The sequence below is a fragment of the Cellvibrio polysaccharolyticus genome (assembly GCF_015182315.1).
Lineage (GTDB): Bacteria > Pseudomonadota > Gammaproteobacteria > Pseudomonadales > Cellvibrionaceae > Cellvibrio > Cellvibrio polysaccharolyticus.
The window spans coordinates 312,142-332,960 of the sequence record NZ_PRDL01000001.1 but is presented as its reverse complement, the minus strand read 5'-3'; the positions used below and the strand labels follow the sequence as shown (position 1 = coordinate 332,960).

The window sequence follows — 20,819 nt, the reverse complement described above, 5'->3', positions numbered from 1 at the left end:
ATTTCCATCAAACAACACCCGGATACGCCGTTGCCCATGCGTCCGGCCAAAAAAATCGGGTCAGGCTTTTGGTTCTTCAGTGTCGTGCTGCCGGGAAGACAGCGCGGCCAGTGGCGCCAATATAAAACAGAAGCTGATACCAATCAGTATGGTGACCCCGAAACTGTGAATTGCCGCCGTGGCGCTGAGCGAAAGCAAGCCAAACGACAACAGCGTAGTAACGGTAGAAATACCAATCGCCACCAGCGTGTAGTAATGCCGCCCGCCGCTTTCGCGCATAAACAGGGCGGCATCAATACCAATACCCAATACCAGTAGCAGCGCCATCATATTGAACACACTCACCGGCCAGCCGAACCAACCCGACAGCGCCAGGGTAATAAGGCTGGACAGCAGCGGCGGCAACAGAATCGCCAGCGAGCCGCGCAGGCCGTAACGCCAGCTGAACAATAACCCGATTACCCCGTAAGCCAACAACAATAGCGTCAGCGTGCCCTGGCGGTATTGCTGCAATAGTTGGTTGGTCTGGCCAACAATATCCACCCACACCCATTGCGGATGGGTGCTTGCCAGCGCCGCCAGCGGTGCGGTGTCGGTGAGTTTTTCCAGCAATACCACCGCGTGCCATTGGTCATCCTGCTGGAAAACCAGCGGCGCATCCGGCAGGGCATTTAATAACGCGAGAGTAGGCTCCACCGGCAAATAAGCGCGCTGCCCGGCGTAGCCTTGCAGTAATTGCGTTTTCATTTGCGGAACCACCTCGAGACGATCCAGCAATTGTTCCAGCGCACCGGAATTTAAAAAGGTTTGCTGCCACAACTGCCGGTTGTGATCCTGTTGCTGTTGCGATGGCAGCCACTGCGCCAGGTGCCGGTAACCGCCGATCACCTGTTGTTGCTTCAACGCATCCAGCTCGGCTTGCAAGGCTTCAAGGGATTGCAACAGCTGCTCGGGTTGTTGCCCGCTCACCAGCACATATTGCAGTGCCATTTGCTGGCCGGTCGCGGCCTGGAAACGCTGCTCGCGCTCGCGCAATTCGGCGTCGGGAATCTGCATGGCGCGCACGTCATCCAGCGGCCGGATTTGCCACAGGCCGAGGGCGAGAAAAATCGCCAGCGCCAGCAGCCAGGGCCAACGCAACAGCTGCGGCAAACGGGCGATTAACAACAACCGCCAGGCGCTCACCGCCGACACCAACGACGCGGGCAATTGCTGGCGCGGCGGTTGCCGCAACCACCAGGGATAAAGCCCCACCACAATCCACCAGGCGGTGATCAACCCGGTGGCAGAAAAAATCGCCACCTGGGTAAAACCGGGAAAACCGCTCAGGGTAAAACCGAGATAGGCCAGCACACTGGAAAGCAAACCCAGCGTGAGTGCCGGGAACAGGTGCTGCATGCATACCTCGGGCTGCCACTGCGGCCCCATGGCATGACGGCGAGTGAAAAAGTGCAGCGCATAATCAATCGCGATGCCGACCAGGCTGGCACCAAAAATTAACGAGATAACATGCACGCTGCCAAACAACCATTGGCAAACCGCCAGCGCCAGCGCAATACCGGCAGCGATGGGTAAAAACGCCAGCAGCAATAATTGCGTCGAGCGAAACACCCACCAGAAAATAACCAGAATGCCCAGCAGCGAACCCAGACCAACGGTGGAAATTTCACTGCGCGCCTGCTCGGTGCCCGCCATGGTGTAAAAGAGCACACCGGCATCCAGCCAATCCACACCAGGCACATCGGCCACTACCGCTTTGGCTTCGGTTAATGCGTGCTGCGCGGCTTCCTGCAGTGATACCGAATAAGGTGATTCGGATAATTCTGCATGGAAAAATACATAGCGCTTACCATCCACCAGCAAGTTCAAATAACCCTGCTCATCAATTTGCACGCCTTTTACGCCGGGGCGCAAGGCATCAAGATAATCCGCCAGAGTGGCAAAAGGGTCTTGCTGCAAACGGTCGGTAATGGAAACACCCGGCGTGGTCAGTAAATCACGCAGCGTGTTGTTAACCTGTTTTTCCACTGCGATGGAAGGTAACTGTTGATGTTGCGCGCTGTTTAACAGTTGCGGCGCATAAGGCTGGTAATGCGCTTGTAATGCCAACCAGGGCTCGGCATCAAAATGCAGCGAAACCTCGGCAAAACAACGGCATTGTTTTAGCGTGTTCGCCACCTTTGGCAAACGTTGGTGTAAATCCGGCAGGGAATCCGCGCTGACCAGAAAAAATACTTTTTGCGAGATGCGCGCCGCTATCAGTTTTTCGGCGGTGGCCACCGCCGGGGTTTTATCGCCATCGGGAAACAGCGCAAGAATGTTGTTATCAAAAGATAATTTTGGCAATTGCGTCGCGCACAGCAGCACCGCCAGCAGGGCAAACGCAACAAAGCTGTAACGCAGCCAGCGAAGCAGTGCGAGGGTTTTCATGGTTGCGCCGCAGGCGACTCCGACGCAGCCGGCGCATCACCGGCGGGGTAAGTGAACAGCAGTTCGGTGGTGTCACCGCTGGCTTCCAGCAGGCTGACCTGGCCGATATCGGTGCCCGTGCCGTTAATGGTCAGGGTTTGCAAACTGCGAGCAATCGCCGACTGCCGCGGCTTCAATCCCATTACCCAGCGCTGCTCGTCCAGCGGCTGGTAATAGACGATGAAATATTTTTCCAGCGAGGCTTCAGAGAGCGAGAACAGCGAAAAGAAAAAACTGAAAAAACCGTAGAGGGCCGGTTCGGCGGAGGCTTCTACCGCTTCGGTTTCGCCATCCATGGTGCGCTCCAGCCGGTTGTCGGCAAAGCGATAGGCGATATCGAAAGGCTGCTGGATATGCCAGTCAAACTGCGTGGTTTGCAGTAAGAATTCGCCACGGCTGATCACCGGATTTTTCAGCATCGCGAGGTTTTTGCGCTGCTCAAACTGCCCGGCAACCCGGCTTTGCTGCTGTACTTGCGCGGTGAGTTGTTGCAACGCCTGTTGCCGTTGCGCATTGTCCTTTACCGGGTAATCAAATACATCGGCCAGCGCCGGTAGCGAGAAGAGCAGGCCTGCGATCAGACCCGCCAGCGCTTTTACCGCAACACCTTTCATAAGCGAACCTCTTTCTGACCTTGTTATGCGTACAGCGAATCGTGCAATGGCAAACGGGCGAACCACCGGGCAAGTGTGTCAGCCCAGGTCGGTAAGCCCGAGACGTTTTGCCAAACGCTCGCGAAACGGCGCCGGGGTAACAAAACACATTTCTTTCGCCGCCATGTCGACCGCCACTTGCACGGTGTAGCCTTTGGTGAGGGTTTCGCCGGTTTCAAGATCGACAATTTCATAGTCGATTTTCAGGCGAATTTCCCACTCCACCAGCCGCGCATGAATGCGAATGCGGTGATTGAACAGCGCCGGTTTGATGTACTTGAGGCGCATGTCCACCACCGGCCAGCCGTAACCCGAGTCGCGCATGGTGGCGTAGTTGTAGTCCAGCTCCTGCAACATGCGGCAGCGGGCATCTTCAAAATATTTGACGTAGTGGCCGTGCCAGACGATCTCCATGGAGTCGACATCGTAAAAGGGCACCAGCAAATCGGTACTGACTTCAAACAACGGTTCTGCCATCAGTACAACTCCCAATGTTTGCTGCGCACCAGCGCCAGCATGTGGCGCAGGTCGGCTTCCAACGGGCGGTCTTCTTCGACTTTGGCAACCTGCTCGCGAATGCTGTCGCGCATACCGGCCAGCACCGGCGTCAGCGCTGCGCGGTCAAAGGTGCTGTCGGCTTCGCGCAGATCCAACGCCTGGGCGGCACTGAGCAAACCGGCCACCACCACTTGTTCGGTCAATTCCAGCACGCGCAAACAATCCCGCGCGGCGATGGTGCCCATGCTGACTTTGTCCTGGTTATGGCATTCGGTAGAGCGCGAGAAAACGCTGGCCGGCATGGTGTTTTTCAGCGCTTCGGCCGTCCAGGCCGAGGCACCAATTTGCACCGCCTTGAAACCGTGGTTGATCATCGCCCGCTCGGGGCTGGCACCGGACAAATTCGAGGGCAGGCCGTTGTTAAAGCGGGTGTCCATCAGCAGCGCCATTTGCCGATCTACCAGATCGGCAAGATTGGCCACGGCGGTTTTCATACCGTCCATGGCAAACGCGATATGCCCGCCGTAGAAATGGCCGCCGTGCAGAATGTGTTCGCCTTCGCCGTCGATAATCGGGTTGTCGTTGGCGCTGTTGAGTTCGACTTCAATAAAGCTACGCATCCAGCCGAGCGAATCCTGTAACACACCAATGATGTGCGGCGCACAGCGCACCGAATAGCGGTCCTGCAAGCGGTCGGAGTTGCGCGCTACCTGATTGTTTTTCAGGTCGGAACGAATCCAGGCAGCGATTTGATTTTGCCCGGGGTGCGGTTTTACCGAGAAGAGTTTTTCGTCAAAGTGGTTGGCGTTGCCTTTCAACGCCACGCTCACCATGGCGGTAAGGCGGGTGGTCAACCGGGCAAGGTATTGCGCACGGTCAAACGCCAGGCAGGCGATGGCGGTCATCACCGCCGTACCGTTCATAATCGCCAGGCCTTCTTTGGGGCGCAATGCGTCCAGCGGTGCCAGCCCGGCCAGACGGTAAGCTTCGGCAGCGCTCAGCCGCTGGCCACGGAAATAGACCTCGCGTTCACCGGTCAGCACCGCTGCCACGTATGACAGCGGGGTAAGGTCGCCGCTGGCGCCGACCGAGCCTTCTTGCGGAATTACCGGCACCAGATCCTGATTGATCAAGGCAATCAGTTGTTCCAGCAAATCCATGCGCACGCCGGAGTAGCCTTGGCTGAGCGATGCCAGACGAGCGGCGAGAATGGCGCGCCCGGCGCGGTGATCAAACACATCACCCAGACCACAGCCGTGAAAACGCATCAAATGCGTGGGCAATTCTTCTACCAGGTGCGGTGGAATGCTGACCGTACAGGAGTCGCCGTAACCGGTGGTTACGCCGTAAATCACCCCTTCTTCACGCCACAGGTCATCGAGAAAACGGGCACTGGCAACAATGCGTTTAAGGGTAGCCTCGTCACCGGTCAGCGCGGCCTGTCGGCCATCGGCGATGGCAACAATTTCTTCAATGGTGACGGCATCGCGTCCAAAGGCTACCGGCAAATCGGCAACAGGCTGGGCTAACTGGGTCATTCGGGGTGTTTACTCCTGAGCATCGACAGATTTCTGATTCCCTGCGGGCGTCGCGGATGCAGAGTCACCGCGGGCTTCGTCCTGCCAGAAATCGTAAAAATTGAACCATTGGTAGGGGTACTGGTAACAGAGCTTTTCCAGCACCCCGAGATAATTATTTAACAGTTGCAAACAGGCCGCTTCGCGCTGTTGACGCGGCACCCGCTGGCCATCGCCCAGCGGCTCCATCAGCGCGTAATGGCCGTCCGGGGTGCGCAGCCCGGTCATATAAAACACCGGTGCGCCGAGCAACAGCGCCAACCAGAAAGGCCCCACCGGAAAACGCGCCGGTGAACCCATAAACGGCGCTTCAAAAAAACGTTCCTGATTGCCCGGCGGCAAACGGTCGGCCAGTAAAATAATGCATTCGCCGTTGTTCAGCATCTGTTGCAATTGCATCGCCGTAGCCGGGGAGATGTCTTCTACCTGTATCAGCCGCACCTGATTATTGTTGTTAACGCCGTCCATGATGCGATTGAATTTGCGGGTGTTGCGGTTATGCAAAATAACATTCAGCACCAGCGAGCCGTCACTTTCTACTACCGCCCGGCACATTTCAAGGTTGCCCATGTGGGCGCCGAGAATCACCGCACCGCGCCCTTGCTGTTTCAGTTGCGCCAGCAGGGTGTGGCCGGAAAAAGCGACGTTCTGCCGGCGAATTTTGCCCATCCAGGCGCCGACACGATCTACCAGCGCATCGGCAAAGGCCATCTGATGCTGCCATAAATCCCGCCAGGTGACAGGCCTCGCCAAAGCGCGCTGCAAATAGTAGCGGGAATGGCGGCGGGTGTGAGCGCGGGTGATGAAAAACCAGCTGACCACCAGCGCCACTATCGGACGCAACAACCAGCGCCCGCCAAAGCGGTACAACAGCACCAGCAGGCGCATGCCGAGGTAACTGCCACCCTCGCGCATTGACGACCACTGGCTTGCATCATCCGGTTTGGTCATGACGCTTTGCTCACGCCGGGTTTTCGTTTGCGCGACAATTTTCTACCGATCAATACCGGCGAGCGCAGCAACATGCCGAATACCAGCCGGGTGTGCATCCAGCAGATCAACAGGTTGTCGTGCAGCGGCCGGAAGTTGGAAATACCATCTTCCGGGTAGGTAACCGGCGTCGGGATGGAAATCACCGGCAGGCCGCGCCAGTACAAGCGCACCACAATTTCAGTATCAAAATCCATACGGCGACCCATCCGGGTGTGTTCAACAACGGCCAGGGTGTCTGCCAGCGGATACACCCGAAAACCGCACATGGAGTCGCGAATAGTAAACGAAAGCGTTTCTACCCAAACCCAGAAATGCGTGATGTAGCGCGCATATAGCCGATGTTTCGGAACCGATTGATCGTATTGCGGAATGCCGGTGACCAGCGCACCGGGCTCGGCGCAGGATGCCGCCAGCAAGCGGGGAATATCGTCTACCCGATGTTGCCCGTCGGCATCAATTTGCACCGCATGACTAAACCCCTGAGCACGGGCATAACGAAAACCGGCAAACACCGCCGCGCCTTTGCCCTGATTGGGAAATTGCTCTTGCAGAAACACGTTCGGACGGGTCGCCAGTTGCTGCAATAACGCCGATTCTTCGGCATTGCCGCCGTCATTCACCAGCACGCAGGGCAGCCCCAATTGGCCGATGCGATCCAGCAGCGGCGCCAGAAAACGCGCGTGTTGATAAACCGGAATCACCACGCAAGGGCGATAATCAGCCAGCGAACTCATGGGGTTGCCTCATCGACTTTGATGGCGCCGGTAGAGAGCAAGCGCTCACCGTGACGGTAACTGAAACGGATCAAACCGCGTTGCGGCAAATACTCCAGCGACAGCGCCATTAACAGCGGCGGGCGCACCAGCTGCTGGAATTTCACCGATTGCAAACCGAGAAAGCGCTGTTGGCAAGCGAGATGCTGCCGCGCCAGTTGCATTACCCAGTCAACCTGCACCACACCGGCGAGCACCGGCCAGCCATCAAAATGACCGGCAAAGCAGGGCTGCTCCGCTTCGATGGCAATCTCAAGTTCGAGCTGGTGATCACTCAGGCGCTGCAGTTGTGTAACGGGAGGCATCATGGTGCAGAATCCTCCGCCGCGAAGAGTGAATGGATATCTGCCATCACCACCTTGCCTTGCGCATTGGCCGGCAAGGCAGCGGGGTAGCGCCAGCGGCGCGGCAATACCGGCCGTTCGAAAGCCAGTAACAAATGATCGCGCAGCGTCTGGTTTACCGCCAGTTTGCCGCTCTTGGCCAACGCATCGCGGCCGGCCTGGTTGAGCACTACCGCCGCAGCGATTTCTTCGCGGCGGCCTTGTAACAAAATCACTATGGCAGCAGCCACCCAATCATGCGCCGCCAGCCGATTTTCCATCTCGCTTGCCGACACGCGCTTGCCTTCAACTTTCAACAGGCGATCCGCCCGCCCGAGCAGCTCAAAGCGGCCATCGTCTTGCAACGCGATGCGATCGCCCATCACAAAGGCTTCCGATTGCCCGAGGTGAGCCGAGTGCACTGCCAGACAACCGCTTTCGGCATCCACCGAACAGACCACCGACGGCAGCGGCTGCCACAGCAACGACTGATCCTGACGCCGCCAGGCAACGCCGCCGGTTTCGGTGCTGCCGAGAATTTCCAGCGGCGCGTAGCCGGTGAGTTGTTGAAAATCCCTGGCGGCTTCAGCCTCCAGCAGACCGCCGGAGGAAATTACCTGGGTAATGGCGCCGTGATGCTGCGAAAACTGCGGATTTTCCGGTAGCCGTTTTAGATGGGTCGGGCTGGACAGCAGCGTGACCGGCGCCCATTGAATGGCGCTGGCGAGCATTTCTTCGGGGTATTGGAATACGCCATCGACAAGCGGCGCGCGGCGCAATAGCGGCCACAACACCAGATGCAACAGGCCATAAATATGTTGATGGCTGACGGTAGATAACACCGGCTGCTGGCCGAGCTGCTGCCCGGCAAACTGCTGGAGAACGTGCAACTCGCGCTCCAGCAAGTCCAGTGTTTTGCCAATCGCTTTGGGTTCACCGGTAGAGCCGGAGGTAAACAGCATCAGCTGGATATCGCCCTGGCTCTGCCCGTCTGATGCCGGCAACTCAGCCGCCGCTGCGTGTAACTGCTCGGGGGTTACAGCCGGGCAAGCGAGATCCTGAAAGTCAGTGCGGGAAATCAGTGCATCGAAATGGCGGGACAGCGCCGACGCGGTAGCCGGTTGCATATTGCCGGGCAAACACAGGGTTTTCCCGGCCAGCACCAGCGCCATAAAACTGACCAGAAATTCACCGGTGTTTTCCAGCCACAGCGCCCAGCGCTGTTCCGGCCGTGCCTGTAGCGCAGCCGCCAGCCTTAACGCCTGATCGCGCAGCTGATTGGCAGTAACCGGCCCTCTGGCAGAGAGAAGTTGGGTATGCGCTCCGCCAGCCAGAAATAGCGGTCGCAATCGTAGAATGGTGGTCATAAATTATGTTGCTTGAAGAAAACCAGCCGCCGGTAACTGTATTCGCCGAGAAACATCAGGCCAATCAGCCCGTAGGCAATCAATCCGTTATAGAGCGCCCAGCTTTCGCGACTCATCCACAGCGCGGTGACCAACGCCAGGGTGGCATTAAGACAAAAAAAACCGACCCAGAGGACGGTGATACGGTCGGTGTAGCTTTTGATGGCGGGCGTTATAAAGCCGTGCTGCAATTCGGCCATACGCGCCGGCAAGGTAGGCGGATGCCACAGCGTCCAGCCAAACCCGAGCGCCAGCGCCAGGTTAATGACCACCGGCACCAGCTTCAAGCCGGTTTCGCTATTGGACCACCAGAAGAAAGCAGCGGCCAGCAACACGCCACCGAGTATCAGCGCGCGTCGGCTCGCCGTGGTTGATATGGCCAGGCCGCGCACCGCATACACCAGCACCAGCGCCAGACCGATAAAGCGGGGCTCAAGCCATTGCATGCCCCAGTACACCAACAGCGGGTAAGCCAGCAGTAGCACAGCAACAACAGGCGCCCACCAGCGCATATCAGCTCCGCAGCAACTCGGCGACCGCTTCCACCGCATCGTTCACGGTGCGCACGTTTTTAAACTGTTCCGGCTTGAGTTGCTTGCCGGTGACCAGATGGATTTTCGCCGCCAGGTCAATGGCATCAATACTGTCAAAATCCAGATCGGTGTAGAGATTGGCTTCCGGGCGGATCGCCGACTCTTCAATCATGAAAGACTCAACCAGTACTTCCTTGAGCCGCAGGTAAATTTCTTCGTTTGTCATAACTATCTCAAACCGCCCGGTTTGCCTCTACAAAATCACGCAAGGATGCCACCGAACGAAAATGTGCTTTGGTGTGTTCGGAATTGGCATCTATTTTAACATTAAAGCGTTTTTGCAACGCCAGTCCCAGCTCCAGAGCGTCAATGGAATCGAGGCCCAGGCCTTCGCCAAACAGCGGCGCGTCTGTCTCAATATCCTCAACAGTCATATCTTCAAGCTCCAGCTCGTCGATAATCATCTGCTTGATCTGGTTGGTAATATCGCTCATAGAAGGACTCCAGGCCTTTTTCAAAATACGCTTGCAAGTAGCGCGTCAGCAGTCTTGCTGCTGCAGGTTTGTCATCAAAACGGTCAATCACCTGCGAGGGTTGCAGACGATCTTCCACGGTCAGGGTGATATCGGCACGACGCGGCGGAATTCGATACCAGGGTTCACCCTTCATTAAAGTCAGCGGTTCACAGCTGATCAGTACCGGCACTATCGGTGCGTTGGTACGCACCGCAATATTGGCGACGCCCCGCTTGAATTGCAGCCCGGCGTGCGGCACGGTGCGCGAGCCTTCCGGAAAAATCACGATGGCATCGCCGTTAGCCAATGCCTGCTGGCAACCTTCCAGCAAATTGCTGCCGTTTTCGTTACTGATAAAACCGGTGGCACGCATCACCCAGCGCAAACAGGCGCTGTGCCATAAATCATCTTTCACCACGCAGTTGGCCTGCGGGATGATGGAAAACAAAATCACCACATCAATTAACGTGGGGTGGTTGGCAATGACCAGGCAGCCGCCCGCCTGTTCAAGCCGCTGACGGTTTACCACGCTGACCCGGATCAGGCCGAACGTTTCCATCATCGCCACAAAAAGCCGGAAGACGCGGCGCACCATCCGGCGCGTCTGGCGGGTTTTTTCCAGCCGGGAAATACGTCGGCTGTAAATAACCGGCAAGCAACTGACCGACATGATCAGTGCGCCGATAAAAAAAAAGGCAAAACAAAAACCGGTCGCCACGACGCGCCAGCTCCGATCAAGGCTTTCCCGCATTACTGACTCCGCTGCCACTGCCAGCACAAACGATCACCGCACCAGCGTAAAGCCGGTGCCTCGCTGTACCACCATTGCAGAAATGCCAGCGGTTGCGCCTGAGTATCAGACAAGGTGCGCTGATCAAGGGCATCGAAACGCAAGCTCACCGCGCTCCCCTCATCAGCGGTTAATAACAGCGCCAGCGCCAGAGGGGCATCCTGTTCATCGGTGTCCGGGCGGAAAAAGTCAGCCAGCAGTTCGTCGGCATGTACCAGCAATACCTGCGAAGCTCCCTGTTGCAACCAGGTGTAAGCTTCCAGCCAGGCATGGGCAAAGGTTTCGCGGCCTGCGGCAACCGCCAGTGACGGCGAGGTGATTTTTTCCACAATGGTGTACAGACCCAGTGGCGCATTATGCACCGACAAACTGAAGGCTGTCGGTGACAAAGGCTCACAATTTGCGAGATCTGTTAACAGCGTTTCAGTGCGGTGGGTGTCACCGTGGCGCGAGCTGAAAATAATCGGCGTATCGGCCGCCAGCGATTCAGTCAGTTCGCCAGCCACTTCCAGTGCCAGCCGCCCCCAGCGGGTAAGGCGCCGCCGCAACATCGCCGGTACGCGTTGCGCACGCGGGGTATCGTCACCTTGCAGCGCACGTTCACCACGGCTCCAGGCTTGCCAGTCTGCGTCTGTCGATAAATTCGGGGCCCAGGCCACACAACGGGAAATTCGCACATTCATCATGATGGACTTACCATTATTATTGCCGTCCATTTTTTACTGCGGCCTTCACTGCGGCTGAAACAGAGCGCGCATGTTAAAGGTGCGTGCAGAAAAGCACAATGCGGGGGAACGTTGCAGAATAACAGCATCGTGCCAACGCGGGAATAGGCGCTCGGCAAGCCTTGGCAAAGGCGCTATAGTGCCGCCACTTCAAGAACGGGATATGCACTTGCTGGACATTCACGGACTTTCTTTCGGCTATCGCAAAGCAGTAAAACAGCTACACCTGCTGGAGCTGTCGGTGTCCCGTGGCGATATGCTCGGCTTGCTGGGCCCCAATGGGGCAGGCAAAACCACACTGGTATCGCTGATTGCCGGGCTGATGCCAGCGCAGCAAGGGCAAATTTTATTGGCCGGCACACCCACCCGTGCCGGTCGTGCCGAGCTGGCCCTGGTGCCCCAGGAATATGCGTTTTACCAGCGCCTTACGGTGCGGGAAAACCTGCATTATTTTGGCGGCGTTTCCGGCCTTACTGGCAAGCGGTTGCCACAGCGCCTCGCTGAACTGATTGACGACTGCGGTCTGGAACAGTGGCAACACCAGTTGGCCGGGCAATGTTCTGGCGGGGTGAAACGCCGTTTGAACTTCGCCATCGGTCTGCTGCATCACCCGCAATTGCTAATTCTCGACGAGCCCACTGCCAATGTTGACCCGCAATCCCGGGCGTTTTTGCTGGACATTATTCGTCGCCTGAACCAGCAAGGCACCACTATTGTTTATACCTCGCACCTGCTGCAGGAAGTGGAAGAACTCTGCCACACGGTGGCAGTACTGGATCAGGGGCGCATTGTGTTGCAGGGCAGCATGGATCAGTTGCTGCGCAACCAGCAGCAGCGCCTTGTCGTTCATAGCGATCGGGCGCTGCCCGATGCCCTTCGACAATGGCCTGGCATCAGCCTTAAAAGCCCGCTGATCTGGGAAATGAATCTCGATTATTTTGAACACTCGTCGGTAAAGGCGCTGGCGCTGCTGCAAAGTCACGGCATAGAGCCGGTGCGCTTGCAGTTGGGGCAAGGGCGTCTGGAAGAAGTGTTTTTTGAAGCGACCCGGCGGGAGCTGCGCGAATGATCTTTCGACTGCTGGTTTCCCTGCAAAAAGAATGGCGTTTGTTACGCCGCGACTGGCACGCCTTGCTGGTGCTGTTTGTTATGCCGTCGCTATTTGTGCTGATTATGTCGTTGGCCTTGCAAGGCCAGTTTGCGGAAAACGCCGGGCCGGTATTGCCAGGCACGATTGAAATCCGCAGCGAAGCCCAGGAGGCGCAGGACTTTTATCAAACCCTGAAAGACAGCGCGCTGCTGGCACTCACCGCCAGCGATGACCCGATCAACAACGGCGATGCGCTGTTTCATATCACCCTGCTGGAAGACTTTGACCAGCAACTCTACGACGACAACGGCGATCAACCCGGCGTGGAAATACGCTTTGCCGCCACCCTGCCACTGCGCGACCAAAGCCTGATTATGGCCGCTATCCGCCAGGTGTTCGCCCGCTATCACACCCGGCTTATTGCGGCGGATATGGGGCTGGACCCGGATCGCTCCAGCGAACAATGGATGAAAGATTATTTTATTGTGGCGGTGACTGACGAAGGCCGCCCGCGCCCGACCTCGGTACAACAAAGCGTACCGGCGTGGTTGATCTTCGCGATGTTTTTTATCGCTATTCCTATCTCCACCACCATTTTGCAAGAGCGCCAGCAGGGCACCTTTATGCGCCTGCACACCTTTGGCGTTTCCAATACCCTGGTACAGGTGTCGCGCTTGCTGCCGTATTTTTTAATCAACCAGATACAACTGCTGGTGATGCTCGCGATTGGCCGCTGGTTGCTGCCGCAACTGGGCGGCACTGCCTTGTCATTGGATGTGTCGTTGCCAGCGCTGTTACTGATCAGTTGCAGCACCAGTATCGCCGCGCTGGGTTTTGCCAGTTTGATTGCCGCCCTTGCCCACAGCATTGAGCAGGCCACCGTCATCAGCGGTGCGATGAATATTTTGTTTGCCGCGCTGGGCGGTATTATGATTCCCCGCTTTGTGATGCCCGCCACCATGCAGGACCTTGCTGCCATATCGCCCATGTCCTGGGCGCTGGACGGGTTTCTGGAAGTGCTGGTCAATGCCGGCCAACCCGCTGACATTATGTTGCCTTGCCTGGTATTAACCGGCCTCGGTCTGTTCACAGGCACCCTGTCCATTACGATTAACCGTCGGAGAACCTGACATGACTGACTTTTCCTCAGCCGCTTTTAAACAGGAATTAAAACGCCTGGTGATTGAAGAATGTGACAAAGACATCAGCCCCGACGATATCGCCGATGACGCGCCGTTATTGCGTGGCGACCTGGATCTGGATTCACTCGACGTACTGCAAATTTGTATGGCGGTAAAAAGCCGCTACGGTGTGCGCATTGAAGGTTCATCGGCTGCACGCAAGGCGCTGGTGTCCATCAATACGCTGGCGGAAACCATCGCGAGTAAATCCGTTTGAAGTCATCCGCTATTCGTTTTTTCAATGCCAGTTGCAGTCTGGGAACCGACCTTGATAGTTGCGTAGACCGGTTACTGAATGCCAACCACCAACCGGTTACGGAAAGCTTCCCCCGTCAGCGCGACCCGGTCACCATGCCGTACTTCGCGCTGCCTTATGAGGGCGAGCGTCCATCCGCGACCGATATTATTTACAACCGTTTGCAGCAATTGGCCGAGCAGGCGCTGCAAGCCTGCGCGTTGGGTACTGCCGAACGGCAGCGCACCGGTTTGTTTTTCGGTTCATCATCATTTGACGTAGCCGTATCGGAACAACAATACCGGCAACAACTGGATGGCGAACAACCGCAACATGCGGTGCCCATGCCAATTGTCGGCTACGGCAAACTGGCGCAATCCACCGGGCAAAAACTGGGCTTATCGCCTTACCGTTTTACCTACAGCACCGCCTGTACTTCCAGTGCCAATGCATTGCTCTACGCGCATCGAATGCTGCAAAGCGGCGTAATTGATCACGCGCTGGTGATGGGTTTTGAATTTTTTAATGAAACTACACTGCTGGGTTTTCACGGGCTGGGGCTTATCTCGCCGGGCGCCGCCATGCAACCTTTTGCCGCCGGTCGCGACGGGCTTATTCTCGGTGAAGGTTGCGGCGTTATTGTATTAAGCCGCGATTACCCGGATGCCCTCCTGCAATTACGCGGCGGTGCGGTGGCCACCGATAACCACAGCCTGACCGCCGCCAACAGCGATGGCTCAAGCCTTGCCAGTGTTATTAACCAGGCGCTGGATGACAGCCACATTAGCGCAACCGATATTGTTGCCGTCAAAGCGCACGGCACCGCGTCTTTAATGAATGACGAAGCCGAAGCAGCCGGCCTCGGCCGAATTTTCCCGCAACAATTACCACCGGTGTTTGCACTCAAACCTTTTTGCGGCCACACCCTTGGCGCCAGCGGCGCGCTGGAAATGGCATTAACCCTCGGCTGCCTTGCCCGCGGGGTTTTACCAGCCAACCCGCAGGCAATTGCTGACCCGCAACTGGGTGTTCAATTATTACCGGCATCCTGCAGCGCACCGGATGGCCACTATCTTTTCAATTGCTTTGCCTTTGGTGGCAACAACAATGCGCTGATTTTGCAGCGCCGGTCACTATGATAAAACTGCTCTCCCGTTTTTCTTCCCTGCACAACATCGACAGCGATGAACCGGTATTACCCGATTTAAAAGCGCTGATCGCGCCCTGGACGGAGGAACGCATTCGCCGCATTGATCGCTACATCGAACTCTGTGTCGCTGGCGGTTTGAATTGTGTCGCACAGCAAAAATTACCGGCTCACACCGGGGTGTATCTCGCCACCCGCTTTGGCGCTATCACCACCTCGGCAAAAGTGATGGAAACCATCATTGCCGAAGGCGACATGCCCAAGCCGTTGCACTTCGTTAATACACTGGGCAACACCGCCTGTTTCTATTTGACCCGATTGTTAAAAACCACCGGTCATACACTGGTTATTTCCCAGGAACAATTTTCCTTTGAAGCCGCCCTGTTTCACGCGCTGATTGATTTACAACAGGGCAACATAGAGGCTGCGCTGGTAGGCGGTATTGATGAAGTGGCACTGCCGATTGTGCATCAGGCGGAACGCCTGGGCGTGAATGCCAGCGGTATTTTTACCGAAGGTACGCATTGGTTATTGCTGGAAAAAAATACCGCAGCCAGTAACAGCGACGCCTGGTTACAATTTTTGCCTGCCATTTATTGCAATGACCTTGAAACCTTACTGCCACATGTACAAGGTTATGCCAGTAGCGGTTTGTCATTGGTTGCAGATTTTTCAGAGCAAGAGCGAGCGAGGCTTCCGGATTTTTTCCAGGAAAAACTGACCACTCCGGATACCAACGTCCACCGGCATGGCGTTTACAGTGCCGCATCGCTGATTGATTTATGTGAGCGACTGCTGGCAGAAAAGCAAAACGGCTTACATCTGGTGCGCAACGCAGAAGGACATTTTTTTCTGCAACCCATCACGTATATGCAAGCACAGGTTACGCCGTGATGCTTTGAAAAAAGCATCACTTCTCCGTTAATTGTCAGCTTCCTATTTCAACGCATATAGCGAGCACCACTTCATCCGTTTGTCATTGGGCGAGTTGTGCCACACCCGCCTTGTGCGGCTTTGAAAGTGTCATCAATACGACACGCCCCAATGTTCTTCCATGATTCCCGAATTTCTATCTGCCAACGAGCTATTCGGCGTCAGCAAATCTCTCTATAATCGCCGCCGATGTCTTTTAATAACTTCATGGAGAGAGCAATGAAAGCTTTTTTTAGCTGCCTGCTGGCAGCGCAACTGTTACTGATCAGCAGCCTCGCGGGTGCCGCATCTACCGTTGGCCAACATTACATTGACCGCATCGTCAATGGCGGCCCGTCTACCGTTCGTGATGCTGCACGCAGCATTCAAAAAAGCGGATTTTCCGAAACCGAAGTGTTGGATGTTCTGGCTGAGCGTCTGGTGCAGGATTATCAAAAAAGCGGCAAAACCCAGGTCGATGCTTCAGCGTGGGTTGCTATCGCACTCGGTGATTCGGGTAATAAACGTTATTACCAGGTATTGAGCGAAGTTGCCAACACCGCTATTGAATCCAAAGTCGCCAAACATGCCAAAGGCGCGCTGAAAAAACTGAAAAGTGCCGAGGGTGATCAATACATTGCAGGCAGTGTTGCCTTGCAAGCCTTACGCGATACCAATGCGGCGGCAAACCCGGCTCAAGCCGCTGCCCCGGTTGCACAATCAGGCCGCAACTACGTTCCTATTTCACAAATTCAGGTAGGCATGAGCCAGGCCGAAGCGAACGATCTGGCAGGCCCGCCAACCGCTACCACCAGCCACATTACCGGTAAAGCCTTCCAGCCCTTCAACTTCAAAGGCAAGGATACTGCGCGTTCTTACTCGCTCTATAAAGGGCAGGGTAGAATCGTTTTCTCCAATGAATCCGCTTACAACAGTACCTGGCGCGTTCGTGAAGTGATTATTGACCCAAGCGAAACCGGTTATCCCTGATTTATTTTTATCTATCATTAAAGTTTGTCTAAATCTGAGCGGAAATCTCCCAGCTTTTGATAAACCTCATGCAAGCACAATGCGAGTTTGATGTCAGGATGTTTGTTCCAAAACCTTCGAGTTAAGGACGCCCGCCATGGATGGCGGAAGTTAGAGCAACGCAGGGAGCAGTTGCCGTTGACTCGTCGGAGCCGTATGGGTGGAGTGCGCAATAAGCAAAACATGTTTTGCGCGCACGGAACGACAATCATCTGTGATGATTGGCCGGCTCCGCTTGCGGTGGTTTATGCATTTTTGGAACAAACATCCTGATGTCAAACGGACGGAATGACTTCCTTTGTAAAACTGAAACAACCAACTCGTAAAATTACTTCCCAACTTTAGCAGCCCACACTTTTAATTCCCGCCATACCGCCGCTTCTTTTTCCGCGCACACCAGCAGATGTTGCGCCAGCGATACGCGATCAATATTTTCCGATTTTTTGCATTGCTGAACGACCGCCAGCGCAAAAGCCCGCCATTCATCACCCACCGCTGTCATACGGTCAGACATGGTTTTTAAAAAATCGTTATTCAGTTTTTGCGCAGCTTCTTCGAGAAAGGATGCGTAAATAAAACGGAAGCCGGCACCGCCGGTGCCAATTTCTTCCTGCATGCGCACAATGTGCCCGAGAAACAAGCGTTGCTCACGCGCATCGCCGCGATAGTTGGCAATTTTTTTACTGAGGTAGCGAATGCCTTTAATACCAATAATGGGCAAAGGCGCACCCAGCATAATTTTGCAATTTTTGGCGATGGCAGCCGGGATAATTTTTTGCCAATTTATAGTGTCGGGAATGTTATCAATTTCATACATCAGCCCTTTGGGAGCCAACGCACCTTTGGCAAAGCGCGCTTTATTCAAATGCCGCGAAGCCACGGTGACCGATTCTTCAAAAACCGGATCGCTGATCGCGTAGTCGTCGCCCTGCTTGCCGTACACAATCAGGTTGTGTGCATTGAAATGAAAACGCATTTCTTCCGGAAAATACGGCAGGTAGTAAACGGAGGTTTGCAAACCTACCAGACGGCCAGCGCTTACGGCTTTATCCAGCTCTTCAGCACCTTGCATGGGATTGGAAAATTTGCGGAAGCGAACATTGACCCCAAGGCGTTTGCAAACCCCTTTGATGATGTATTTGGGTGGCAGGCGATAGGCGATTAGCGGTTGTCCGGCAAGTTTTACGATGGGGATGTAAGCAAACGCCAGCGCACTGGCAAGACCAAACGCCATCGGCTCGGACAAGGGCAAACCTTTGTGAGTAAGCAGAGCAGAGATAACACCACTCTCGCAGTGAGCAGCTTGTTGATGTTGAAAATCCATGGTGTTAGTCCGGCAGTTTTTTTAATTCAGCGAGCGGAATATTGAAGACATCGGCATAGCGCTGCAACAAGGTGTCAGAAAGCCCGGCAAAAACCGGTGGCTTGAAATGGCGACGAATTCGCCAGCGCCAGATTCCGGAGACCTGGCTGAGCAAAGGCAAATCCATCCGGCAGGCATACATGTGATACATCAGCGGTGATGCTTCGCCCCGGCGCACCGCAACCGCAGCTTCATCGGCCCACAAACGGTATTGCTCCACCGCATCCAGGGTTGCGGCTTCTTCAACGTCCCAACCGGAGGATTGCACCGTTTCATAACTGCCTTCGGCATTTTTTGCATAGAGCACTTTTTTATGCCCGGCGTAGGTGGAGCTTTTATGCTGGGGAACGTCGTCGCGTAGCAATTTATGTTCTTCCTTACACCACAGTTAACAGCAACCAGGCCACCGAAAAGCGGCCGCTTTCCGGGATATAACAGAGAATTTTTTCGCCGGGTTTTAATTGCCCGGAAGAAAATAATTCATCAATCATGATGTACATGGACGCCGAACCGGTATTGCCTTTTTCTGCCAGGTTGGTGAACCAGCGATTTTGCGGGATATCAAAACCGACGCGGCACAGCCCCTCGTGTAAACGGTCGCGAAAATAGGCAGACGAGTAGTGCGGCAAAAAGTGATCAATATCGCCTGCGCGCACACCGTATTTATCCTGCAGGGCCAATAAAGGTTTTTCAGCGGTGTAGGTGATGACGTGTTCGTTGAGTTGTTTTACATCCTGCTTTACCGCTAACAAGCTGTCTTGCTCACAGGCATCGCGGCTGACCTGTTGCCAACCGGTGAGGCTGCCGTCGTCATTTTTGCGCGCACCGGCGTACATGCATGCGCTCATTTCATTGGCGTAGGAAAAAACATCCAGCCATTCAATTTTCAAACCGCGCTGACCTTCTGGCACCGTTGGTTCCAGCAATACCGCACCGGCACCGTCCGATAACATCCAGCGCAAAAAATCTTTTTCAAAAGCGAGTTCCGGCTGGCGCTCCAGCGCACTGATCTGGTGTTCCATCTCCGGCTGGAAATTGGCCGCCTGCATGGTGTAAGACGCCGCTTCCGATGCGGTGGCTACCGCAGAAGGGTGCAAGCCGGATAACACATTCAACCAGGCGTATTTAAACGCAGTCATACCACAGGCACACACCCCGGCAGTGCTGACAATTTCACAGGGCGGTGAACCCAGTTCACCATGCACCATGGAAGCGTGGCCAGGCATTAATTGGTCGGCAATGGTAGTTGCCGCCGCAAGACAGGATAATTTTTCCGGCGTGAAGCGCTGGTCAAATAATTTTTTGACGGCAGACGCGGCCAGTTGAGCGTTGGTGTAATTGTGTTTGCCGGTTGCGCGGTCAATGGCGTAGTAACGTTGACGAATACCGTTACTGCGCAAAATCATTTTGCGCGCGCGCGATGGACGATCACCCACCTGGCCCAACACAGTTTCCATGTCGTCATTGGTGACAGGTTCGTTGGGTAAAAAGCTGGCGGTTCCGGTGATATAAACTGCTGGGTTTGGCATAAAATTATTGCTTTTTTAAAACATGAAAAGACTCGCCCGAAGGTTGGGCGAAATAGGCTTTCTGTTGTTCGATACGCTTTTTCATCAAGGGGGCAAATAGCCGTTTGAGAATAGCCGTAATCGGCACAACCGTTAAAATCAGTGTTAACAGAAACAGCGTGTAGAGAAGCGTCAATGGCTTGCGCAGCCAGGCATCTTGCCCGCCCGCCGCCAGAAAAAGTTTTCCCCACAAATAGAAACTGCGCGTGGCAACTTTTTCGCTGGCAATCAAATTGGCGTTGATGCGCACCGCGCCCAACCCTTGCCACAAACGTTCATCGGGTGGCACATCGGTAGTTTGCCAATGCTGCACAATGGCATCACCAAAACGGCTGGCGGCATCAATATCGGCACGGGCAACCCCGGCAGCGGGAATGCCCAATGGAAAGGGGCCTTTTTTACCGGTGAGCACCCACAAGGGCGTGGAGATAAAACTGGCAGCGGTACCGGCTTCATCAACCAGCGCCAGATTGCCCACCAGCCGCGCACCCAGTCGCTGCAAATGCGCTTTCACTTTTTCCTGCGCCATCAACCACATATTGCGGCAGGCGATCACCGTGACCACGGGCGTATCGCGCAATATTTCTGCCTGTTCACTTTGCAAAAAACTGCTGACCGGAATCGACGGCGCCAGAAACCAGACCTGATAGGCGAGAATAACCAGGTCAAATTTTTCTGTGGTATCTACCGTAAAAGGTTTGAGCGCACAGGGACGCTGGTGAGCAGCTTCCGGAAAGGTATTAATGAAACGAATAAACGGCCAGGGAAATGGAAAATCGGTCTCGGGCTCGATGCGTTGATCCACTATACTGAAATCGGTATTGGCTCGCAGCGGTTGCAGAATCGCATCAACCACACTATCCAATTGGCCGGTTTGCGAGTAATGGAGCACCAGTATACGCTTTGGCAGTTTAACTCCTGGCACCACCTGATCTCCTGTTTTTTTACACCCGGCGAGGGGAATCGTTATGGCATTTTTTAGAGCATCGCAGTTTATCACAGCCGTTTTTGGGTGTAAGTACTTGCCCCGTCGACGCTT

General features: G+C 55.2%; 23 protein-coding genes. 6 read left to right on the top strand and 17 right to left on the bottom strand.

Features of this window, described 5'->3' with window-relative positions:
• Positions 1-60 precede the first annotated feature (60 nt).
• The 13 genes from C4F51_RS01565 to C4F51_RS01505 form a co-directional block, all read right to left on the bottom strand.
• A complete protein-coding gene (locus tag C4F51_RS01565) occupies positions 61-2,430 on the bottom strand; it encodes an MMPL family transporter (RefSeq protein ID WP_193906559.1) in 2,370 nt (789 codons plus the stop codon).
• On the bottom strand, positions 2,427-3,083 hold the full coding sequence (locus tag C4F51_RS01560; protein ID WP_193906557.1) for a LolA-related protein: 657 nt from the start codon (positions 3,081-3,083) through the stop codon (positions 2,427-2,429). The genes C4F51_RS01565 and C4F51_RS01560 overlap by 4 nt, the downstream gene beginning before the upstream one ends.
• Positions 3,084-3,161: 78 nt before the next feature.
• Entirely contained in the window at positions 3,162-3,599 is a 438-nt protein-coding gene (locus C4F51_RS01555; RefSeq protein ID WP_193906555.1) for an acyl-CoA thioesterase, read from the bottom strand.
• On the bottom strand, positions 3,599-5,158 hold the full coding sequence (locus tag C4F51_RS01550) for an HAL/PAL/TAL family ammonia-lyase (protein WP_193906552.1): 1,560 nt from the start codon (positions 5,156-5,158) through the stop codon (positions 3,599-3,601). The genes C4F51_RS01555 and C4F51_RS01550 overlap by 1 nt, the downstream gene beginning before the upstream one ends.
• A 9-nt stretch (positions 5,159-5,167) precedes the next feature.
• Positions 5,168-6,148 carry an LpxL/LpxP family acyltransferase gene (locus C4F51_RS01545; RefSeq protein ID WP_193906550.1) on the bottom strand — a complete coding sequence of 327 codons (981 nt, stop codon included), beginning with the start codon at positions 6,146-6,148 and terminating at the stop codon, positions 5,168-5,170.
• Positions 6,145-6,924, bottom strand: a complete 780-nt coding sequence (locus C4F51_RS01540) for a glycosyltransferase family 2 protein (protein ID WP_193906548.1) — start codon at positions 6,922-6,924, stop codon at positions 6,145-6,147. The genes C4F51_RS01545 and C4F51_RS01540 overlap by 4 nt, the downstream gene beginning before the upstream one ends.
• Positions 6,921-7,271, bottom strand: a complete 351-nt coding sequence (locus tag C4F51_RS01535; protein ID WP_193906546.1) for an ApeI family dehydratase — start codon at positions 7,269-7,271, stop codon at positions 6,921-6,923. The genes C4F51_RS01540 and C4F51_RS01535 overlap by 4 nt, the downstream gene beginning before the upstream one ends.
• Positions 7,268-8,653 carry an AMP-binding protein gene (locus tag C4F51_RS01530; RefSeq protein WP_193906544.1) on the bottom strand — a complete coding sequence of 462 codons (1,386 nt, stop codon included), beginning with the start codon at positions 8,651-8,653 and terminating at the stop codon, positions 7,268-7,270. The genes C4F51_RS01535 and C4F51_RS01530 overlap by 4 nt, the downstream gene beginning before the upstream one ends.
• Complete coding sequence (locus tag C4F51_RS01525; RefSeq protein ID WP_193906542.1) at positions 8,650-9,204, bottom strand: COG4648 family protein; 555 nt, start codon at positions 9,202-9,204, stop codon at positions 8,650-8,652. The genes C4F51_RS01530 and C4F51_RS01525 overlap by 4 nt, the downstream gene beginning before the upstream one ends.
• Position 9,205: 1 nt before the next feature.
• Complete coding sequence (locus C4F51_RS01520) at positions 9,206-9,451, bottom strand: acyl carrier protein (protein WP_193906540.1); 246 nt, start codon at positions 9,449-9,451, stop codon at positions 9,206-9,208.
• 7 nt (positions 9,452-9,458) lie between these two features.
• Positions 9,459-9,719, bottom strand: coding sequence for a phosphopantetheine-binding protein (locus C4F51_RS01515; RefSeq protein WP_193906537.1), 261 nt, complete (start codon positions 9,717-9,719; stop codon positions 9,459-9,461).
• A complete protein-coding gene (locus C4F51_RS01510; RefSeq protein ID WP_193906535.1) occupies positions 9,664-10,491 on the bottom strand; it encodes a lysophospholipid acyltransferase family protein in 828 nt (275 codons plus the stop codon). The genes C4F51_RS01515 and C4F51_RS01510 overlap by 56 nt, the downstream gene beginning before the upstream one ends.
• A complete protein-coding gene (locus tag C4F51_RS01505; RefSeq protein ID WP_193906533.1) occupies positions 10,491-11,216 on the bottom strand; it encodes a beta-ketoacyl synthase chain length factor in 726 nt (241 codons plus the stop codon). Before C4F51_RS01505 ends, C4F51_RS01510 begins: the two co-directional genes overlap by 1 nt.
• A gap of 202 nt (positions 11,217-11,418) precedes the next feature.
• Here C4F51_RS01505 and C4F51_RS01500 point away from each other — a divergent pair, with 202 nt between their 5' ends.
• The 6 genes from C4F51_RS01500 to C4F51_RS01475 all read left to right on the top strand — a co-directional run bounded on the left by C4F51_RS01500 (position 11,419) and on the right by C4F51_RS01475 (position 16,810).
• Entirely contained in the window at positions 11,419-12,324 is a 906-nt protein-coding gene (locus tag C4F51_RS01500; protein ID WP_193906530.1) for an ABC transporter ATP-binding protein, read from the top strand.
• Positions 12,321-13,475, top strand: coding sequence for an ABC transporter permease (locus C4F51_RS01495; protein WP_193906528.1), 1,155 nt, complete (start codon positions 12,321-12,323; stop codon positions 13,473-13,475). The genes C4F51_RS01500 and C4F51_RS01495 overlap by 4 nt, the downstream gene beginning before the upstream one ends.
• A 1-nt stretch (position 13,476) precedes the next feature.
• On the top strand, positions 13,477-13,743 hold the full coding sequence (locus C4F51_RS01490) for a phosphopantetheine-binding protein (RefSeq protein WP_193906526.1): 267 nt from the start codon (positions 13,477-13,479) through the stop codon (positions 13,741-13,743).
• Positions 13,740-14,900: a beta-ketoacyl synthase N-terminal-like domain-containing protein gene (locus C4F51_RS01485; protein ID WP_193906524.1), complete on the top strand. Its 1,161-nt coding sequence runs from the start codon at positions 13,740-13,742 to the stop codon at positions 14,898-14,900. Before C4F51_RS01490 ends, C4F51_RS01485 begins: the two co-directional genes overlap by 4 nt.
• Positions 14,897-15,802 (top strand): hypothetical protein, encoded by a 906-nt coding sequence (locus C4F51_RS01480; RefSeq protein ID WP_193906517.1) that lies wholly within the window; start codon positions 14,897-14,899, stop codon positions 15,800-15,802. Before C4F51_RS01485 ends, C4F51_RS01480 begins: the two co-directional genes overlap by 4 nt.
• Positions 15,803-16,060: 258 nt before the next feature.
• Positions 16,061-16,810: a hypothetical protein gene (locus tag C4F51_RS01475; RefSeq protein ID WP_193906515.1), complete on the top strand. Its 750-nt coding sequence runs from the start codon at positions 16,061-16,063 to the stop codon at positions 16,808-16,810.
• Positions 16,811-17,177: 367 nt separating this feature from the next.
• Here the strand turns inward: C4F51_RS01475 and C4F51_RS01470 are convergent, their stop codons facing one another.
• From C4F51_RS01470 to C4F51_RS01455, 4 genes are read right to left on the bottom strand one after another with little or no spacing between them, the layout of a single operon-like run.
• Positions 17,178-18,173 carry a BtrH N-terminal domain-containing protein gene (locus C4F51_RS01470; protein ID WP_193906513.1) on the bottom strand — a complete coding sequence of 332 codons (996 nt, stop codon included), beginning with the start codon at positions 18,171-18,173 and terminating at the stop codon, positions 17,178-17,180.
• 4 nt (positions 18,174-18,177) lie between these two features.
• Positions 18,178-18,576, bottom strand: a complete 399-nt coding sequence (locus C4F51_RS01465; protein ID WP_193906511.1) for a hypothetical protein — start codon at positions 18,574-18,576, stop codon at positions 18,178-18,180.
• 13 nt (positions 18,577-18,589) lie between these two features.
• Positions 18,590-19,741 (bottom strand): beta-ketoacyl-ACP synthase III, encoded by a 1,152-nt coding sequence (locus C4F51_RS01460; RefSeq protein ID WP_193906509.1) that lies wholly within the window; start codon positions 19,739-19,741, stop codon positions 18,590-18,592.
• A gap of 4 nt (positions 19,742-19,745) precedes the next feature.
• On the bottom strand, positions 19,746-20,708 hold the full coding sequence (locus C4F51_RS01455; RefSeq protein ID WP_328701284.1) for a dialkylrecorsinol condensing enzyme: 963 nt from the start codon (positions 20,706-20,708) through the stop codon (positions 19,746-19,748).
• Between the last annotated feature and the right edge of the window lie 111 nt (positions 20,709-20,819).

Excerpts from the sequence above, each read along its gene's own strand:
- C4F51_RS01495 (WP_193906528.1), top strand. The coding sequence starts at position 12,321 with ATGATCTTTCGACTGCTGGTTTCCCTGCAAAAAGAATGGCGTTTGTTA.
- C4F51_RS01480 (WP_193906517.1), top strand. The coding sequence starts at position 14,897 with ATGATAAAACTGCTCTCCCGTTTTTCTTCCCTGCACAACATCGACAGC.
- C4F51_RS01520 (WP_193906540.1), bottom strand. The coding sequence starts at position 9,451 with ATGACAAACGAAGAAATTTACCTGCGGCTCAAGGAAGTACTGGTTGAG.
- C4F51_RS01470 (WP_193906513.1), bottom strand. The coding sequence starts at position 18,173 with ATGGATTTTCAACATCAACAAGCTGCTCACTGCGAGAGTGGTGTTATC.
- C4F51_RS01505 (WP_193906533.1), bottom strand. The coding sequence starts at position 11,216 with ATGATGAATGTGCGAATTTCCCGTTGTGTGGCCTGGGCCCCGAATTTA.
- C4F51_RS01530 (WP_193906544.1), bottom strand. The coding sequence starts at position 8,653 with ATGACCACCATTCTACGATTGCGACCGCTATTTCTGGCTGGCGGAGCG.
- C4F51_RS01560 (WP_193906557.1), bottom strand. The coding sequence starts at position 3,083 with ATGAAAGGTGTTGCGGTAAAAGCGCTGGCGGGTCTGATCGCAGGCCTG.
- C4F51_RS01525 (WP_193906542.1), bottom strand. The coding sequence starts at position 9,204 with ATGCGCTGGTGGGCGCCTGTTGTTGCTGTGCTACTGCTGGCTTACCCG.
- C4F51_RS01565 (WP_193906559.1), bottom strand. The coding sequence starts at position 2,430 with ATGAAAACCCTCGCACTGCTTCGCTGGCTGCGTTACAGCTTTGTTGCG.
- C4F51_RS01510 (WP_193906535.1), bottom strand. The coding sequence starts at position 10,491 with ATGCGGGAAAGCCTTGATCGGAGCTGGCGCGTCGTGGCGACCGGTTTT.
- C4F51_RS01540 (WP_193906548.1), bottom strand. The coding sequence starts at position 6,924 with ATGAGTTCGCTGGCTGATTATCGCCCTTGCGTGGTGATTCCGGTTTAT.
- C4F51_RS01550 (WP_193906552.1), bottom strand. The coding sequence starts at position 5,158 with ATGACCCAGTTAGCCCAGCCTGTTGCCGATTTGCCGGTAGCCTTTGGA.
- C4F51_RS01555 (WP_193906555.1), bottom strand. The coding sequence starts at position 3,599 with ATGGCAGAACCGTTGTTTGAAGTCAGTACCGATTTGCTGGTGCCCTTT.
- C4F51_RS01535 (WP_193906546.1), bottom strand. The coding sequence starts at position 7,271 with ATGATGCCTCCCGTTACACAACTGCAGCGCCTGAGTGATCACCAGCTC.
- C4F51_RS01490 (WP_193906526.1), top strand. The coding sequence starts at position 13,477 with ATGACTGACTTTTCCTCAGCCGCTTTTAAACAGGAATTAAAACGCCTG.
- C4F51_RS01545 (WP_193906550.1), bottom strand. The coding sequence starts at position 6,148 with ATGACCAAACCGGATGATGCAAGCCAGTGGTCGTCAATGCGCGAGGGT.
- C4F51_RS01460 (WP_193906509.1), bottom strand. The coding sequence starts at position 19,741 with ATGCCAAACCCAGCAGTTTATATCACCGGAACCGCCAGCTTTTTACCC.
- C4F51_RS01500 (WP_193906530.1), top strand. The coding sequence starts at position 11,419 with ATGCACTTGCTGGACATTCACGGACTTTCTTTCGGCTATCGCAAAGCA.
- C4F51_RS01515 (WP_193906537.1), bottom strand. The coding sequence starts at position 9,719 with ATGAGCGATATTACCAACCAGATCAAGCAGATGATTATCGACGAGCTG.
- C4F51_RS01475 (WP_193906515.1), top strand. The coding sequence starts at position 16,061 with ATGAAAGCTTTTTTTAGCTGCCTGCTGGCAGCGCAACTGTTACTGATC.